The following is a 17,927-nucleotide window of genomic DNA, read 5'->3' as shown; positions in this document are numbered from 1 at the left end:
ATCAAGGCTGACGCACCGTCAGCGAGGCCGGCGAGGCCCGGCCGACGCCACGCAGATCGGGACGGTACATGTCCTCGACCAGCGACGGCGGCACCGTATACGTGCCGGGCGTGACCGCACGCACCAGATAGAACACCCGCGCGGTCTGGTTCTGCTCGAGCTTGAGCGCGGCGATGTAGCGGTCGTCGCGGAACTCTTCGTGGCGGACTTCGGCGGCGCTGCTGCGTTCGGAGATCTCGATCCCGTCGACCACCACGCCGGCCCACTGCTTGGCGTCGCCGAGGTTGAAGTTCTCGATCTCCAGACCGGCCGGCAACAGGTCGGTGAGCAACGCATCCGGCATCGCGCGACGGGCCTTGATGGTGACCTGCACGATCAGCGCCTCGCCTTCGACCAGGCCGCCGCCCGACCATTCCTTGCCTTCGGTCGTGTAGTACTTGCGCCCGACTTCGATCATCGAGCTGTCCGCGGCCGGCGCGGTGCGCGGCACGCCGGCGATTTCCATGCTGGCGTACAACGGCGGTTGGCCGCTCGGGCTGAAGCTCACTCCGCGGGCTAGCGCGGCGTAGTCGAACACGCGGCCGATCAGCTTGGCCGGGTCGGCGTCCGAGGCGCTGTCGCCAACCGTCCAGCGGCCGGAGATCTGCTTGCTCTGGTCGGCCATCAAGGCCTTGCCGAGCCGCGCCAAGGCGACCTGCTCCTGGGTGCTGAGCCACAACCAGCCGCTGTTGCGGCGCGCATCGAGCTCGCGGCCCATGCCGACCACGCGCGCCTCGTACTCGGGCTTGGACAGCTTGTGCTCGTGCACCAGGGCGATCATCAAGGCGTCGTCGCGCAAGCGGCTGCCGTAGTCGCCGAGGTACTCGGGACGGTCGGCCGGATCGCGCGCGAAACCTTCCTTGACCGCCTTGGCGCCGCGGCCCTTGTCGCCCTGCAGCGACAAGGCCAGACCGAGGTGGACCAGCGGCAGGCCGGTCAGGCTCTGCTTGCGGTCGTTGTCGTAGAGCGCGCGCAAGGTGCCCAGCGGCGCACGGTTGACCCGTGCGAGCACGTAGCCGGCATGGGCCTGATAGGCGAACTTGAGGTGTTCGCGGCGGTCGTAGCCGTAGAACGAAGCATTGCCCGACAACAGATCCTCGTTGAGCACCTTCAACGCCTTCTGCAGCATCGCCTCGGGCACGGCGAAGCCGCCGTCGCGCGCGTCGAGCAGGAACTCGACCACGTACGGGGTGATCGCCGGGTTGACGTAGTCGCCGTCGCCCCACATCGAGAAGTGGCCCGAGCCGATCTGCATCGCCGCCAGACGGCCGAACGCGCCTTCCATGCGCGCGCGCCGCTGCTTGGCGTCCAGGCCCTTGGCGCCGAGCATCTTGGCGGTGGCGTCGTCGAGTTCGAGCGCGGCATAGCCCTTGCTCGTGGTCTGCTCGGCGCAGCCGTACGGGTATTCCAGTGCGCCCTGCAAGGCGCTGGCGAACGGGATCGGCGGCAAGGCGCTGATCACCATGCGCGCGTTGACCGAATCGGGCATCAGCCCGTCGGCGAAATCGGCGCCGAGCTGGACCGTGCCGAGCTCGTCGAGCACGCGCGTGCGCGAACGCAGCACCGACGGCCAGGCCGGGCGCACCGGCACGTCGTAGCGGCGGTCGACCTTGTAGCCGTTGCCGTCCACCCGCACCCGCACCTGCGCGGTCGTATAGCCCTCGCGCGCGACGATCGGGAAGGTCAGGGTCCGCTTGGCTTCGACGCCGAGCGAGAGCTTGTGCTGGCCGTCGGACAGGCCGAGCGGGCCGATGCCTTCCACGCGCACCTCGAACTCGCCCGGCTTGCCGGTGAAGTTCTGCACGTCCAGGGTGACGTTGCTCTTGTCGCCGGGCGCGAGCACGCGCGGCGTGCTGGCCTCGGCGAGCACCGGCGCGCGCACCACGGTTTCGGCGTCGCGGTTGCCGTAGCTGCCGCCGGCATAGACCAGGGCCGACACGCGCAGGGTGCCGTTGAAGTCCGGCACCGCCAGCTTGATCCGGGCGATGCCCTGGGCGTCGAGCTTGACCGGACCGGCGAACAGATCGACGGTCTGCACACGCGCGGTCGGGCGCCGCGCCTGCGGCAACGCCTGCAAGGCCATGTCGCCGCCGAAGCGGATCTTGGCGGTCTCGCCTTCGTAACTTTCGATGACCCGTCCGTAGACGTCGTAGCCGTCGACGCCGAGACGGCGCTGGGCGAAGAAATGCGCGGCCGCGTCCGGCACCGGGAAGCGGGTGATGTTGATGATGCCCAGGTCGACCGCGGACACGGTCATGTAGGCCTCTTTGCCGGCCAGCTGCGGCGCGCTGACGATGACCGGCAGATCCTGCTCGGGACGCATCAGCTTGGGCACGTTGAGGCCGACCGCGACCTTGCGCTCGCGCCGGTCCATCTTGACGTGGGCCACGCCGACCGCGCGCGCCGGGGTGATCTTGCTCGGCGCGCTGCCGCCGCGGAACACCAGGGCGGTCACGTAGACGTCGTGGCGCTCCCAGTCGGCGGTGACCGGGATCTTGAACTTGCTGCCGGCCTTGGCATCGATCGACTGCACGTACAGCATGCGGTCGCTCTCGACCATCAACAGGCCCGGGCCCGCGTGCGGCGGGGTCAGGGTGACTTCGAGCGTGTCGCCGGCCTTGTAGGCGGTCTTGTCGAGCGCGAGCTTGACCTTGTCGGGACGCGCGTCGAGGCCGCGGTTCTGGTCGTCCCAGCTCCAGCCGGCGCGGAACGGATAGCGCGTGGTCAGCTTGGTCGCCGGGTCGTAGACGTCGACCCGGTACTCGCCCCACTTGACCGGGAAGTTCAGCTTGACCGGCGCGGCGCCGACGTCGACGTTGCGCACTTCGATGTCTTCGTAGCGGCGGGTGAAGTCGTAGTCCCAACCGCCTTCGTCGCCGTAGTTCCAGTGATAGTCGCGGTGCTCGCGGATCAGGGTCACGCGCAGGCCGGTGGCCGGGCGCGGCTTGCCGTCGCTGCCGACGCGGGCGATCTCGAAGCCGGCGTTGCTGTCGGCGTCGGTGCCGTCCTTGTCGTCGAACAAAGGGCGCACGCCGACCAGCGCATCGGCCGGCCACAGCACGCGCTTGAGGCTGCGGTTGACGCTGCGGCCGCCGGTCTCGTAGACGCTGCCGGTGACGATCGCGGCGATGGTGCTGACCGGCTTGGCCTCGTCCGGCAAGGCGATGTCCTGCTGCAACTTGCCGTCGGCGCCCAGGCTGGTGTCGACGACGTCCTTGGCTTCCTTCGGCAGGGTGATGGTGGGGTCGCCGAAGAAATAGCCCGGCAACTGCTCCAGCGGATGCTGCTCGATCATCACCGCGAGCTTGGCGGTGAAACGGTTGCCCGCGGCGGGCGCACCGTACAGATAGGCGGCATCGACGCCGAGCTTGAACGGCAGACCGGGCTTGAGCACGGCCGGCGCATCGAGTTCGAGTTTCAGGCGCTCGGGCAGGAATTCCTCGATGCGCAGGGTCATGCCCTGCACCGCTTCCTTGCTGCTCGGGTCGGTACGGAATTCGACGCGCCAACGACCGGTGGCGGCGTCGGCGGGAATCAGCTGCGCATGCCGCACATAGCCCTGCGCGTCGGGCTGCAGGCGGGTTTCCAGGAAGGTCTTGCCGTCCGGCTGCACGTAACGCAGGAACAGCGGCTGCAGCGCCTTGCCCTTGCTGTCGACCGGCTTACCGTCCTGGTCGCGCAGCAGCGCCGACAGGCGCACGGTTTCGCCGGGGCGGTACAGGTCGCGGCCCGACCAGGCGAACACGTCGAACCAGGCCTGTTCGCGGCCGGCGACGGCGAATTCCGACAGGTCGAGCGCCGGCTGGTTGAACGGCAGCATCGACACGTCGCTGCCGCGTTGGGCGATCAGCACATGGCCGGCATCGAGCTTGTAGCCGAGCATGGCGTTGCCGTTGCTGTCGGTCTCGCCCTTCAGCACCGGCTCGCCTTCGGCGTTGAGCACCTTCAATTCGACGCCGCTGACCGCTTCGCCGGCCTCCAGCGAGGCCACGTGCACGAACAGCTTGTCCTTGTAGGCGCGCGCATGCAGGCCGAGGTCGCTGACGGTGAAGAACGCGGTCTCGAACTCGTCCTTGAACTGGCCGGCGCGCTTCATCACCGCGAAGTACAGACCCGGCTCCTGCAGTTCCTTGATGTCCTGCAAAGGCAGGTAAGTCAGCACGCGCTCGTTGGGCTTGCCGCCGAGCACGAAGCGATTGACGTAGACCGGCTCGGCCAGCTTGGAGAGCGGCTTCTTGTCGTCCCAGTCGCGTTCCAGGTCCCAGCTGCCGCGGCGGCCGCCGCGCTGGTACTCGGAGAAGAACTTCGGCAGTTCCTTTTCCTTGACCCGCAGGAACTCGACGTCGACTTCGGGCACGTTGATCGACACCACCGGCAGGCCGCGGCTGTCGCGCGCCGGCAACACACTGCCTTGCGAGGCGAAACCGACCACCGGATCGAGCGGACCGGTGTGGACCGGCTTGCTGATTTGCTGGCCGATGCGGTCGCCGGCCGCGGCGGTCAGCCCGGCCTTGATGGTGACCACGTAGTCCTTGCCGGCTTCGACGTGCGGGAAGCGCAGGATCTTGCCGCCCTCGTCGAGCACCCAACTGCCCTGCACCGCCGCGCCGTTCTTGTCGGCGACCGCCAGCAGCTCGTCGAAGCTCTGGGTGCCCACCAGGGGCTGGCTGAATTCGAGGGCGATGGCGAGCTCGTCGCTGCCTTTCTGATCGGGATAGGCCGCCACCAGGGCGAAGCCCTTGATCGCATCGCGCTTGGCCTGGATCGCTTCGCCGGTGATCTCCGGCAATTGTCCGCTGGTGTCGCGCTTGCAGCCGGCGACCAACACCGTGGCCGCGATCAGCAAGGCCGCCGCGGCACGGGCCAGGCCGCCGAAGCGGCACCGGTCGCGTCGTGGCGCGAGGTTCGAGAGAGGGGTCTTACTCGTGGGTCCGTCCAAGGGTGTGGCGCGCATCATGCGTATCTCTCGGGAAACTGCGACGGAGTATAGAGCCAGCGCACGCAAGCGGTAATCGTTGTGCTCTATGTCATGGATGCATGACGCGGACACACGGCCGATGTGAACCCAACCGGCAAGCCACTCGTCATTCGTCCGCCGGGCGCGTTCGGCGGACGTCGCGGACGTCGCGGACGTCGCGGTCGTCGCCCGAGTCGCGCGTCGATCTGTGGCGAAGCTCCGGTTTCCGCCATATACCCCCGACCATGACGAAAGGTTATGGCCGAGATTATCTCTCCATATCCTCGGACACATCACACAATCCAACTTGCAACTATCACATTGCAGGATTGACTGAGCGGACCGAACGCGATTTAGCAGTGGCCATGGTCGTCGGGAAGACCTGCCGCCCTGCGCGGATTCCTCGCATAACCCAATCGCGATCACATAATAAAAACGAAATCACATAATTTGCGTCGACAATTCATGCTGCAGTGCAACATGGATCCTCTATCAATATCACCAAGATAATATTCGGTAGCGTTTCAGGAAAATAGCGAAACCCTCTACAGACAAGGCTTTCAGCCTAATTCCCGGACATGCCGGGTAAATAGAATGGCGTCGCGTCCGGCGTTCGCGAGGCTCCGATTTGACGATGCCGTCAATGCCTCCCTAGCGTCGATTCCGCCGCACGACTGATGCGCGCGGCGAATGCAGCCGCCGCCATCGCCGACAGAAAAACCCCGTTCCAAAGGGGTATTCGACGGCGATCGGAGGCGGAGGCGAACACCTTGCAAGCGGCCGCTGGCGCGGCCGTCACTTAATCAATCAATCTCGGGGGTTATCCAATGAACCGTAACGTATCGGTATTGTCCTTCGCCGTTTCGCTCGTTCTCGCCACCGGCGCCGCCGGTGCCGCCCAACGCGTGGATCTGCACAGCGTGGACGTCGCCAAGCTCAATCAGCAATACCGGCTCGCGACCGCCAAGTCCGGGGCCGCTGGCAAGGCCAACGTGCGCCACGCCGAGGTGATCGCGCTCGACGCCGACTCGACCCTGAGCCCGCTCAAGAGCAGCCAGGATGCCGACGGCTCGATCAACCACCGCTACCAACAGAACTTCCGCGGCATTCCGGTGTTCGGCGAGCACGTGGTGGTGCGCGAAGACGCCCAGGGCAACGTGCGGGCCCTGTTCGGCCGCTCGGTCGCCGGCCTGGCCGCCGACCTGCCCGCCCTCGATGCCAAGCTCGGTGCCGCCCAGGCCATCAGCCTGGCCAAGGGCGCCACGCTCGGCAAGCGCGCGGCGAGCCAACGCGTCAGCAACGAGAACAGCCGCAAGGTGATCTATCTCGACGACGCCGACCGCGCTCACCTGGCCTACGTAGTCGATTACTTCGCCGATGCCCCCAGCGGCGGCGAGCCTAGCCGTCCGTTCGCGATCATCGACGCCCGCAGCGGCAAGGTGCTCAAGCAGTGGGAAGGCCTGAACCACGCGGAGATCGGCACCGGCCCCGGCGGCAACCAGAAGATCGGCCAGTACGAGTACGGCAGCAGCGGCCGCGGCTTCATCGACGTGACCCGCAGCGGCAGCCGCTATACCTTCAGCACGCCGAACGTAAAGACCGTGAACCTCAACCACGGCACCAGCGGCTCCACCGCTTACTCGTATACCGGCCCGCGCAACACGGTCAAGACCATCAACGGCGCCTACTCGCCGCTCAACGACGCCCATTACTTCGGCAAGGTCGTGTTCGACACTTACCAGGCCTACGTCGGCGTGTCGCCGCTGACCTTCCAGCTGAGCCTGCGCGTGCATTACAGCAACAACTACGAGAACGCGTTCTGGGACGGCCGCACGCTGACCTTCGGCGACGGCCGCACCACCTTCCATCCGCTGGTCTCGCTCGACGTGGTCGCGCACGAAGCCTCGCACGGCTTCACCGAGCAGCAGTCGGGCTTGATCTACTCCGGCCAATCCGGCGGCATCAACGAGTCCTTCTCCGATATCGCCGGTGAGGCGGCCGAGTTCTATCTGCGCGGCCGCAACGACTTCCTGGTCGGCGCCGACATCTTCAAGGCCAGCGGCCGCGCGCTGCGCTATTTCGCCAATCCGCCGCAGGACGGCCGCTCCATCGGCCATGCCCGCGATTACACCAGCGGTCTGGACGTGCATTACTCGTCGGGCGTGTTCAACAAGGCCTTCTACCTGCTGGCCAACAAGCCGAACTGGGGTACGGTCAAAGCGTTCAAGGCCTTCGCCAAGGCCAATAAGGATTACTGGACGCCGAGCACCAACTTCAACCAGGGCGGCGTCGGAGTCAGGCAGGCCGCGACCGACCTGGGCTTCAACGCCGCCGACGTGGTCGACGCATTCGCCCAGGTGGGCGTGACCGCGCAGTAAATCGTCGCCGCCGACCCCACGTCGCGACACGGGCCGGACGATCGGCACCGCCGCAACGCAAGACCGGGTTTCCCGGCGCCCTGCTGCGGCGAGCGCTCATCCGGCGCGTCGGAAACAAGACGAAGCATCGAAAACCCCGGCCATGGCCGGGGTTTTCTTTGCCGGTTCGGTCTTGAGGCGCGGTGCCGGGCAGGTTCCCGGGCCGGATCGCGGCATGCACCCCGCCTGCGCTCTTCGATCTGCGGCCGCAGGCCGGCGCCGATTTGCGGCACCGTTCCGGTTTCCGGAAAACCGCATCGCCTTATGAGCAAACATAATGATCGAATACTGCTATGGAGCTTGCAGAACCACGCGTGCAAGGATCACAGCGGGTAATGGACATAATCGATCCGGCAACGAACTGCGCATTTCGACGCCTACGCAGGTACTCATCGCGGTGCGCACTGCGCCACGATTCCCCGCCCGCGGACGACCACGGTCACATTAATCCAACGCAAATAGGCCGCATCCGCCCTACCCGGTCCGCAATACCCTGCTGCATTGCAGCAACATAAGTGAAACATTATTACGGACGTTTTCGTGAGCCCGTTCGCGGCGCGAATCGCCGTAAGTGAGGCGGCAGAACACTTTCAGAAGAAATCATTTTGCCGGTGCCCATGCACAGGTCGCATTCGGTGTGTGACTTCCGTAGCCCGGTTTGACGTCATTTTTGACCCGCCCATAGCGTCCCACCGCCGCGCCGCACGTCGGCGCGGTATCCGCACGGAGCTTGCCCACCCACTCGCCGAAACCACATCGCATCGGTGGCTGGGGCGTCGGGCTACGGGGGAACGGATGCACGAGCAATGAGCCGGCCGCGCCCGCGGCCATCATCCACACTCGTTTCGGGGGTAATACCAGTGAATCGCAACGTATCACCGACCCTGCATGCCCTGTCCATCGCCATGTCGTTCGCGCTCATCTCGGGGGCAGCAGGCGCCGCTCAGCGCGTCGACCTGCACCAGAAGGACGTCGCTCAGCTCAACAAGCAGTACCAGGCCGCCGTCGCCAAGTCCGGCGCCGCCGCCAAGGCCAACGTCCGCCATGCCGAGCTGATCGCGCTGGATTCCAACTCCAGTCTGAGCGTGCTCAAGAGCAGCCAGGACGACAACGGCACCCGCAACTATCGCTACCAGCAGAGCTTCCGCGGCGTGCCGATCTTCGGCGAACACGTCGTCGTCAGCGAAGACGCCAGCGGCAACGTGCGTAGCCTGTTCGGCCGTTCGGTCGAAGGCCTCGCCGCCGAACTGCCGGCCAGCGCACCCAAGCTGAGCCAGGCCCAGGCCCTGAGCGTGGCCAAGAGCGCCGGCCTCGGCAAGCGCGTCGGCGCACTGCAGACGCGCAACGAAAGCAGCCGTCAGATGATCTACATCGACGACAACGGCCGCGCCCACATGGCCTATGTCGTCAACTACTTCGCCGATGCCGCCCAGGGCGGCGAGCCGACGCGTCCGTTCGTGATCGTCGACGCCAACAGCGGCAAGGTCCTGAAGCAGTGGGAAGGCCTGAACCACGCCCTGGTCGGCACCGGCCCCGGCGGCAACCAGAAGACGGGCCAGTACGAATACGGCACCAACTTCGGCTTCAACGACGTCACGCAGAGCGGCAGCACCTGCACGATGAACAACGCCAACGTGAAGACCGTGAACCTCAATCACGGTACCAGCGGCAGCACGGCGTACTCGTTCACCTGCCCGCGCAACACGGTGAAGGCGATCAACGGCGCGTTCTCGCCGCTGAACGACGCTCACTACTTCGGCAAGGTGGTGTTCGACATGTACAACAGCTACGTCGGCACCCCGCCGCTGACGTTCCAGCTGAGCATGCGCGTGCACTACAGCAACAGCTACGAGAACGCGTTCTGGGACGGCTCGGCCATGACCTTCGGCGACGGCCGCACCACGTTCTATCCGCTGGTGAGCCTGGACGTGTCGGCGCACGAAGTCTCGCACGGCTTCACCGAACAGCAGTCGGGCCTGGTCTACTCGGGTCAGTCCGGCGGCATCAACGAAGCCTATTCCGACATCGCCGGCGAAGCCGCCGAGTTCTTCATGAACGGCAGCAACGACTTCCTGGTCGGTGCGCAGATCTTCAAGGGCACCGGCGCGCTGCGTTACATGGCCAACCCGCCGCAGGACGGCCGTTCGATCGGTCACGCCAGCAACTACACCTCGGGCATGGATGTGCACTACTCGTCCGGCGTGTACAACAAGGCGTTCTACCTGCTCGCCACCAAGGCCGGCTGGGATACGCCGAAGGCGTTCAAGGCCTTCGCCAAGGCGAACAAGGACTACTGGACCCCGAGCACCGACTTCAACAACGGCGCTTGCGGCGTCGAGAAGGCCGCCACGGATCTGGGCTATGCCGTCGCCGACGTTTCGGCCGCGTTCCTGACCGTCGGCGTCGACTGCCCCGGCGGCCCGGGCCCGGGTCCGGGCACGACGTACACCAACGGCACCGACTACACGATCAACGACAACTCCACCGTCGACAGCCCGATCACCGTGTCCGGCCGTACCGGCAATGCCCCGACCAACGCTTCGGTGTCGGTCAACATCATCCACACCTACCGCGGCGACCTGAAGGTCGACCTGGTGGCTCCGGATGGCTCGCTGTACAACATCAGCAACCGCGCCGGCGGCAGCGCCGACAACCTCAGCGGCACCTTCACCTTCAACCTCTCCAGCGAACCGCTCAACGGTACCTGGAAGCTGCGCGTGAACGACAACGCCAATGCGGACGTCGGCCGTATCGACACCTGGAGCATCACGTTCTGATCCGGATCGCTCCGGTAACGAACACGTCCGGTTGAGGACAAGGAAAACCCCGGTTTCGGCCGGGGTTTTCTGTTCTGCGCGCTTGCCGCGGATGGCCGGCGAACGCTTGCGGGTTCAGTAGGACAGCAAGTACTTGAAGCCGCCGAAGATCATCCGCTTGCCGTCGAAAGGCAAGGCCTTCGGGTCCATCATGTCGGCCAGGCGCGGGTCGGCCATGACCTTCTTGTTGATGCGGTCGCGCTGCGCGCGCGACTTGTACACGATCCAGGAAAACACCACGACCTCGTCCGGCTTGAGTTTCACCGCTTGCGGGAACGAGGTGGATTTGCCCGGCTTGACGTCGTCGGCGACCGATTCCACGTACTGCAAGGCGCCGAATTCCATCCAGATCTTGCCGGCCTTGCTCGCGAGCCGGCGATAAGCGGCGAGGTTCTTCTTAGGTACCGCCAACACGAAACCATCGACGTAACTCATACCTCCTCCTAGCGGGGACGGTCCCCGGTTTCAGCGGCGAACCAAGTCCGATTACGACCCGGTTCCACTCGGAAGCTGCATCCGGACGCGCGCGCCAGCCCTCTGATCGTGGCTATGGCGGACCGACGGCGACGCTGCGCGGGATGCAACGATAGCCGCGCCTGCAATGACGGGCCCGCGCAGAAGTAACCCAGCCACTGGAAACGCAGCGTGATCATTGCGTGGAGCCGGGCGCTGGACCAGTGCACCGGCTTGGCAATGCCGCTGCGGCTTGCCGTGGCCCCTGTCGGGGACCGCGCGGCAATCGTCGGGCGGACACGGCTGAAAACAGACGCGCCGCCTCGAAGGCGGCACGTTGCGTCATAGGCCTGCCGAGGCTCGCCCGGCGGCTCGCTGTTTATTCGGCGGCGATCGCCTCGACCTGGATGCGCAGATCCACGTTCATGCTGAAACCGTAGTCCTTGCCGGCAGAGATGCCGAACTGGTCGCGCTGGAAGCTCGCGCTGGCGTCGGCGCCGCACAGCTCGCGCTTGAGCATCGGATGCGGCATGCACTTGAACTTGGCGATCTTCAGGCTCAACGGCTTGGTCACGCCGTGCAGGGTCAGCTCGCCGTCGACCCGGGTCGGCGCGCCATCCACGAAATCGACGAACTTGCCCTTGTAGGTCGCGGTCGGAAACTTCCCCGTATCGAACAGCTCCGACTTGTTGGCATGTTCGTTCATCGCATCCAGGCCGAAGTCGATGCTCTTCGTGTCGACGACGACCTCGACCGTACCGCTGCCGGCCTTCTTGTCGAGCACGACGGTGCCTTCGGACTTGTTGAACTTGCCGCGCCACACCGACACGCCCATGTGATCGGCCTCGAAACTCGGATAGGTGTGGGAGGGATCGATCTTGTAGGCGACCGGCGCCGCCTGGGCACCGCCTGCGAGGGACGAACCGGCCAACAGCGCCAACGTAGCCAGAGCCGAACGGGTGACTGTGTTCATCGCGGAAATCCGAGGCGGAAGGTGCCGGCAAACTAGCACCGCCGATTCGCACGCCGCAACCGCGAGCACCCGAACTGAGCGCTCGCGCTCAAACCCGTCATGCTGGCGTCATCTCTGCGTCAGCTGACGCCTGTTCATCCCGATGCACGCGCAAAAAAAACGCCGCCCGAAGGCGGCGTTTTCCCGGACGGCTAAACCACCGGCATCACGCTTCCGGCGAAGGCTCCTGCGCATCCGCGGCCGCAGCGGCTTCGATCGCACCGCCCGGCACTGCCGGCAGGTCGGTCTCGCCGCCTTCTTCGGCATCGTCCAGCGATGCGTCGAGGCGTTCGATGGTCTGCAGGTTTTCGTTCTCTGCCAAACGCATCAGGGTCACGCCCTGGGTGTTGCGGCCGACCTGCGAAATGCCGTCGGCGCGCGTGCGCACCAGGGTGCCGCCGTCGGAGATCATCAGCACTTCGTGGTGGTCGCTGAGCTGGATCGCACCGACCAGGGCGCCGTTGCGGTCGGTGGTCTTCAGCGCGATCACGCCCTGGGTGCCGCGCCCCTTGCACGGATATTCCTCGACCGCGGTGCGCTTGCCGAAACCGCGCTGGCTGGCGGTCAGGATGTCGCCGTCGCCGTCGATCACCACCATGCTGACGACGAAGGCATTGTTGCCCTCGCCCTCTTCGCCCTCGGCCAGGCGAATGCCGCGCACGCCGGTCGCGGTGCGGCCCATCGCGCGCACCGAGCTCTCGGAGAAGCGCACGGCCTTGCCGTTGCTCGCGAACAGCATCACGTCGCGCTGACCGTCGGTCAGGGCCACATCGACCAGGGCGTCGCCGTCGTCGAGGTTGATCGCGATCTTGCCGCGCGCCAGGCGGAAGGCGAACTCGCTCAGCGGGGTCTTCTTGACCGTGCCGTTACGGGTGGCGAAGAACACGAAGTGATCGTCGTCGTAGGCGCGCACCGGCAGCACCGCCTGCACCTGCTCGCCTGCTTCCAGCGCCAACCAGTTGATGATCGGACGGCCGCGCGCATTCGGGCCGGCATCCGGCAGTTGGTGCACGGACAGCCAGAACACCCGGCCGGCGCTGGTGAAGGTCAGCAAGGTGTCGTGGGTGTTGACCAACCACAGCTTGTCGATGAAATCCTCGTCCTTGGTCGAGGCCGCGTTGCGGCCCTTGCCGCCGCGCTTCTGCGCGCGATAGGCGCTGACCGGCTGGCGTTTCGCATAGCCCGAATGCGACAGGGTCACGACCACGTCTTCCGGCGCGATCAGGTCGAGGATGTCGAGATCCTCTTCGCTGGCGCGGATTTCGCTGCGGCGCGCGTCGCCGAATTCTTCTTTCAGGTTGCGCAGTTCGGTGCGGATGACTTCCAGCAGCACGTCGGGATTCTCGAGGATCTCGATCAGGCCGCGGATGGCCTCCAGCAGCTGCCGGTATTCCTCGGTGAGCTTTTCCTGCTCCAGGCCGGTCAGGCGGTGCAGGCGCATTTCCAGGATCTGGGTGGCCTGGACTTCGGTCAGCTGATAACGGCCGTCGACCAGGCCGACATTGGCCGCCAGGTCTTCCGGACGCGAGTCTTCGGCGCCGGCGGCGCCGAGCAACGCGCCGACCAGGCCCGGCTCCCAGGTCTTCTCGAGCATGCGCTCGCGCGCTTCGTTCGGGTTCGCCGAGGTCTTGATCAGCTCGATCATCTCGTCGATGTTGGCGAGCGCGACCGTCAGGCCTTCGAGGATGTGCGCGCGCTGGCGCGCCTTGCGCAGCTCGAAGATGGTGCGGCGGGTCACCACTTCGCGGCGATGACGGATGAAGGCTTCGATGATCTGCTTGAGGTTCAGCAACTGCGGGCGGCCGTCGACCAGCGCCACCATGTTGATGCCGAACACCGACTCCATCTGCGTCTGCTGATAGAGGTTGTTGAGCACCACTTCGGCCGATTCGCCGCGCTTGACCTCGATGAAGATGCGCATGCCGTCCTTGTCGGACTCGTCGCGCAGCTCGCTGATGCCTTCGAGCCTTTTTTCCTTGACCAGCTCGGCGATCTTCTCGATCAGGCGGGCCTTGTTGACCTGATACGGGATCTCGGTGACCGCGATCGCCTCGCGGCCGGTGCTCTCGTTGACCTCGATCTCGGCGCGCGCGCGCATGCGCACGCGGCCGCGACCGGTGCGGTAGGCGTTGATGATGCCGGCGGTGCCGTTGATGATGCCCGCGGTCGGGAAATCCGGCCCCGGGATGTATTCCATCAGCGCATCGACGTCCAGCTCCGGATCGTTGATCAGGGCGATGGTCGCCTCGATCACTTCCGACAGGTTGTGCGGCGGGATGTTGGTCGCCATGCCCACGGCGATACCGGCCGAGCCGTTGATGAGCAGGTTCGGCACCCCGGTCGGCATGACCGTGGGTTCGAGCTCTTTCTCGTCGTAGTTGGGCTGGAAATCGACGGTTTCCTTGTCGATGTCGGCCATCAGCTCGTGGGTGAGCTTGGCCATGCGCGACTCGGTGTAACGCATCGCCGCGGCGGAGTCGCCGTCGACCGAACCGAAGTTGCCCTGGCCGTCGACCAGCATGTAGCGCAGCGAGAACGGCTGGGCCATGCGCACCAGCGTGTCGTAGACCGACTGATCGCCGTGCGGGTGGTACTTACCGATCACGTCACCGACGATACGCGCCGACTTGAAATGCGGCTTGTTGCTGTGAGCGCCCAGTTCGCTCATGGCGTAGAGGACGCGGCGGTGCACAGGCTTGAGGCCGTCTCGAACGTCGGGAAGCGCGCGCCCGACGATCACGCTCATGGCGTAATCGAGATAGCTGCGGCGCATCTCGTCTTCGAGATTGACCTGGATGATTTCCTTGGCGAGTTCGGCCATCAGGGTTCCGTTGCGTGCGGTGATTCGGACGCCCCGGACGAACGGCACCGGCATTCCAGTCGGAATGCCGCCAACAGGGTCCCAGCGGGCCTGTCCTGCAGCTCGCTCGGGGCGGCGTAAAAGTGACTCGAAATCATACCACGAAACGCGGTTTCACAGGGGCCTGATTCCCACGCAGAAACAATCACTTGGATGTGATTTTCAGCTGCGCTGCAGCATCCGTCGCGGGGTTCTCGCTATACGCTAGGCCAAGGCGGTTTGCCGGCGGCCGCAAAGGCATGCGCGCAAGCCGCGAAACGGGTCTGCGAGGCAGCCGGCGAACCCGGCCCGCGCCAGCTCGGAAAGACGGCCGGCACGGCGGTCGAAGCCAGCGGGAGTCGACCCAGCTCGCGCCGAGGTCAGGCCAGCGCCCTGGACAGCCGCCAGCAAGCGCTGTGCACGCGCAGCGGCCCTGCCCGGCTCGCGGACGGCCCGCAGAAGCCGGGGCCGGCCGCCGAAGCGACGGCTCAGCCGCCGAACGCCGCCCGCATCGCTGCCTCGTCGGGGCGTTCGATCACGCCGCGCTCGGTGACGATGGCGTCGATCAGCTCGTGCGGGGTCACATCGAACACCGGGTTCCAGGCGCCCACCCGCTCGGCCGCGGTGCGCGTGCCGCCGACCGCGAACAGCTCGCCCGGGTCGCGTTCTTCGATTTCGATCGCATCGCCCGACAAGGTGTCCATGTCGACCGTCGACGACGGCGCGGCGACCATGAAGCGCACGCCGTGATGGCGCGCGGCGATGGCCAGCTGGTAGGTGCCGATCTTGTTGGCGGTGTCGCCGTTGGCGCAGATGCGATCGGCGCCGACGATGACCCAGCGCACCTTGCCGGTCTTCATCAGGTGCGAGGCCGCCGAATCGGCGATCAGGGTCGGCGCGATGCCGTCCTGTTCGAGCTCCCACACCGTCAGGCGCGCGCCCTGCAGCCAGGGCCGGGTCTCGCCGGCGAACACCGCATCGATGCGGCCCTGGGCGACGCCGGCGCGGATGACGCCGAGCGCGGTGCCGAAGCCGGCGGTCGCGAGCGAGCCGGTGTTGCAATGGGTCAGCACACCGCTGCCGGGCTCGATCAGGGCCGCGCCGAGCGCGCCCATGCGCCGGTTCGCGGCCAGGTCCTCATCGGCGATCGCCTGTGCCTCGCGCGCAAGGACCTCCCGCCAATCGCCGCCGGCGCCAGCCAACACCCGGCGCATCCGCGCCAGGGCCCAGGCCAGGTTGACCGCGGTCGGGCGCGCCGCATTGAGGCGCTGCAAGGCCGGCTCGATCGCCGCCAAGGCTTCGAGCCCGCTGCCGGCCTGCACCTTGCGCGCGGCCAGGACCACGCCCCAGGCCGCGGCGATGCCGATCGCCGGGGCGCCGCGCACGGTCAGGGCGTGGATCGCCGCGGCGACCGCGTCGCTGTCGTCGCAGCGCACGTATTCCACGGCGAAAGGCAGCTTGCGCTGGTCGAGCAGTTCGAGGGCGTCTCCGGTCCAACGGATCGGGCGGATGCGGTCGTAGCGGTCGAAATCGATGGCGTCGTTCATGCGCGCAGTTTAACGGATGCGCGTGTCGGCCCCGAAACGGCCCCGAAACGGCGCCGACGCGGGCGCCGAAACGACGACGCCCCCGGTCTTGCGACGGGGGCGTCGTTGCATGCGGACGATGCAGGTATCGCGATCAGTTGACCCGGAACACGCCGCGGCAGCCGCCGGCGACCCACACGCCGTTGCGGTCCCAGCCCCAGGTCTGGCCTTCGATGCACGGCGAACCGGAGTTCTGCTTGATCAGGCGCGCGTCGCGGCGAATCGACATGTTGCAGCGGTTCTGGCGATTGTTGCGCGACTCGCAGCTGACTTCCTGGCCGCCACCGCCCCAACCGCCACCGCCGCCGTTCCAGCCGCCGCCACCGCCATTCCAGCCACCGCCACCGCCGCGCGAGGCGACGAATTCGGCGCGGCAACCATCGCTCACCCAGACCTCACCGGGGCGCGAGCCCCAGCTGCGGCCCTCGATGCACGGCGAGCTCGAAATCTGGCGTTGCAGACGTGCGCGATTACCGTCGATGCGGCAGGTGCGCGGGCGGTTGTCGTTGGAATCGCAGCGCACGACTTCGCCGCTGCCGCCGCCACCGCCGTTCCAGCCGCCGCCGCCGTCATTCCAACCGCCGCCGCGGCCCAGGGTGAACTCGGCGCGGCAGCCTTCGCGGACCCAGATGCCCGAGCGATCGTAACCCCAACTGCGTCCCTGGCTGCACGAAGACTTGGACAACTGTCGGCTGAGCTGCACGCCGCCTCGGGTATCGGCGTCGCAACGACGCTCGCGGTTGTCGTTGGATTCGCAACGGATCACGTTGTTGTAGCCGTAATCGTCGTATTGCGGCACGGCCTGTGCGGCGCCGGCGGCCATGCCGAGGCCGACCATCAAACTCAAACCGGAAAGAATGCGTGCGGACATGTTCATGCTCCTTGTCAATGTGCCAAGGACTCTATCTGAACCCGCTTAACGCCAGCTCAAGATTTTCGCCCTTCGTGGCGGAGAGCCAAAAACGTTCATGAGTCGCTTAGTTTGCGCCGTTGTTGCAGTGCAGCGTCGCACCTCGATCGGCAAACTGCGGGCCGTCGCACGCCTGCGGATCATCCGCCGTTGCGGCGATAGTCGAGCTCGAAGTCGGCACGGCAGCCATCCTCGACCCAGACCCCGTGCGCGTCGTAGCCCCAACTGCGCCCTTCGATGCATTCGGTCTTGGACAACTGCTTGACCATGCGCACGCCCAGGCCGGTTTCGCCATCGCAACGGCGGGCGCGCCGGTCCTGCGATTCGCAACGCAGCAAAGGTTTGCGCGCCTGCGCGGCCGGTTCCTCGACACCGAGCAGACGGAATTCGGCGCGGCAACCGCCCGACACCCAGACGCCCTGCTTGTCGGCGCCCCAGCTTTGGTTGCGCAAGCAAGGTTGTTTGGAGAGTTGCTGGGCCAGCACCACGCCCTCGCCGATCTTGGCCGGGCAATGGTTCCAACGGCCACCGCGCGACTCGCATTTGATCACCCGCGCACCGGTGGTGCTGTCGCGGCCGCTGCCGCCCTTGCCGAGCACGAAATCCGCGGCACAGCCCTGCGAAACCCACACACCGCCGCGGTCGGCGCCCCAGCTCGTGCCCTCGACGCAAGGCTTGCCGGAGGTGCGATGGACCAGGCGCACGCCTTCGCGGGTGTCGGCCGGACAGCGCACGACTTCCTCGCCGCTGGAAGCGCAGCGCAACAGGCGCCCACCGTACAGGCGCTCGCCCACCGGCTCTGCGCGAGCCTGCGTGCACGCCAAACCGGCGAAGGCCAGCCATTGGATCGCGATCATCACACCACGCATGCACGTCCCCCCGCACCCGACCCGATCAC

At 66.4% G+C, this 17,927-nt stretch carries 9 protein-coding genes; 2 read left to right on the top strand and 7 right to left on the bottom strand.

The annotated features are described in order from the left end of the window. Position 1 precedes the first annotated feature (1 nt). The gene (locus EX88_RS0104490) at positions 2-4,993 is read right to left on the bottom strand and encodes an alpha-2-macroglobulin family protein (RefSeq protein ID WP_081930624.1); all 4,992 of its coding nucleotides are present in this window, start codon (positions 4,991-4,993) and stop codon (positions 2-4) included. Between the two features lie 830 nt (positions 4,994-5,823). Between EX88_RS0104490 and EX88_RS0104485 the strand changes: the two genes are divergently transcribed. Beyond that, positions 5,824-7,374, top strand: coding sequence for a M4 family metallopeptidase (locus tag EX88_RS0104485; protein ID WP_031370801.1), 1,551 nt, complete (start codon positions 5,824-5,826; stop codon positions 7,372-7,374). An 899-nt stretch (positions 7,375-8,273) separates the two neighbouring features. Then, complete coding sequence (locus EX88_RS0104480; protein ID WP_235186193.1) at positions 8,274-10,190, top strand: M4 family metallopeptidase; 1,917 nt, start codon at positions 8,274-8,276, stop codon at positions 10,188-10,190. A gap of 114 nt (positions 10,191-10,304) precedes the next feature. On the opposite strand, the gene EX88_RS0104475 is transcribed toward EX88_RS0104480, so the two are convergent. The 6 genes from EX88_RS0104475 to EX88_RS0104450 form a co-directional block, all read right to left on the bottom strand. Further along, a complete protein-coding gene (locus EX88_RS0104475; protein WP_031370799.1) occupies positions 10,305-10,664 on the bottom strand; it encodes a DUF1428 domain-containing protein in 360 nt (119 codons plus the stop codon). A gap of 397 nt (positions 10,665-11,061) precedes the next feature. Beyond that, entirely contained in the window at positions 11,062-11,655 is a 594-nt protein-coding gene (locus EX88_RS0104470; RefSeq protein ID WP_036148021.1) for a YceI family protein, read from the bottom strand. Positions 11,656-11,860: 205 nt separating this feature from the next. After that, positions 11,861-14,515 carry a DNA gyrase subunit A gene (gyrA, locus tag EX88_RS0104465; protein ID WP_081930623.1) on the bottom strand — a complete coding sequence of 885 codons (2,655 nt, stop codon included), beginning with the start codon at positions 14,513-14,515 and terminating at the stop codon, positions 11,861-11,863. 506 nt (positions 14,516-15,021) lie between these two features. Further along, positions 15,022-16,080 carry an S-methyl-5-thioribose-1-phosphate isomerase gene (gene mtnA, locus EX88_RS0104460; protein WP_031370796.1) on the bottom strand — a complete coding sequence of 353 codons (1,059 nt, stop codon included), beginning with the start codon at positions 16,078-16,080 and terminating at the stop codon, positions 15,022-15,024. A 133-nt stretch (positions 16,081-16,213) separates the two neighbouring features. Further along, entirely contained in the window at positions 16,214-16,990 is a 777-nt protein-coding gene (locus tag EX88_RS0104455; RefSeq protein ID WP_235186192.1) for a DUF3011 domain-containing protein, read from the bottom strand. Positions 16,991-17,169: 179 nt separating this feature from the next. After that, entirely contained in the window at positions 17,170-17,886 is a 717-nt protein-coding gene (locus EX88_RS0104450) for a DUF3011 domain-containing protein (protein WP_051884472.1), read from the bottom strand. Positions 17,887-17,927 lie beyond the last annotated feature (41 nt).

The organism is Lysobacter antibioticus (assembly GCF_000731095.1).
Lineage (GTDB): Bacteria > Pseudomonadota > Gammaproteobacteria > Xanthomonadales > Xanthomonadaceae > Lysobacter > Lysobacter antibioticus_B.
Note: the sequence above shows the minus strand (reverse complement) of the source record. Positions and strands in the feature narration are given on the sequence as shown.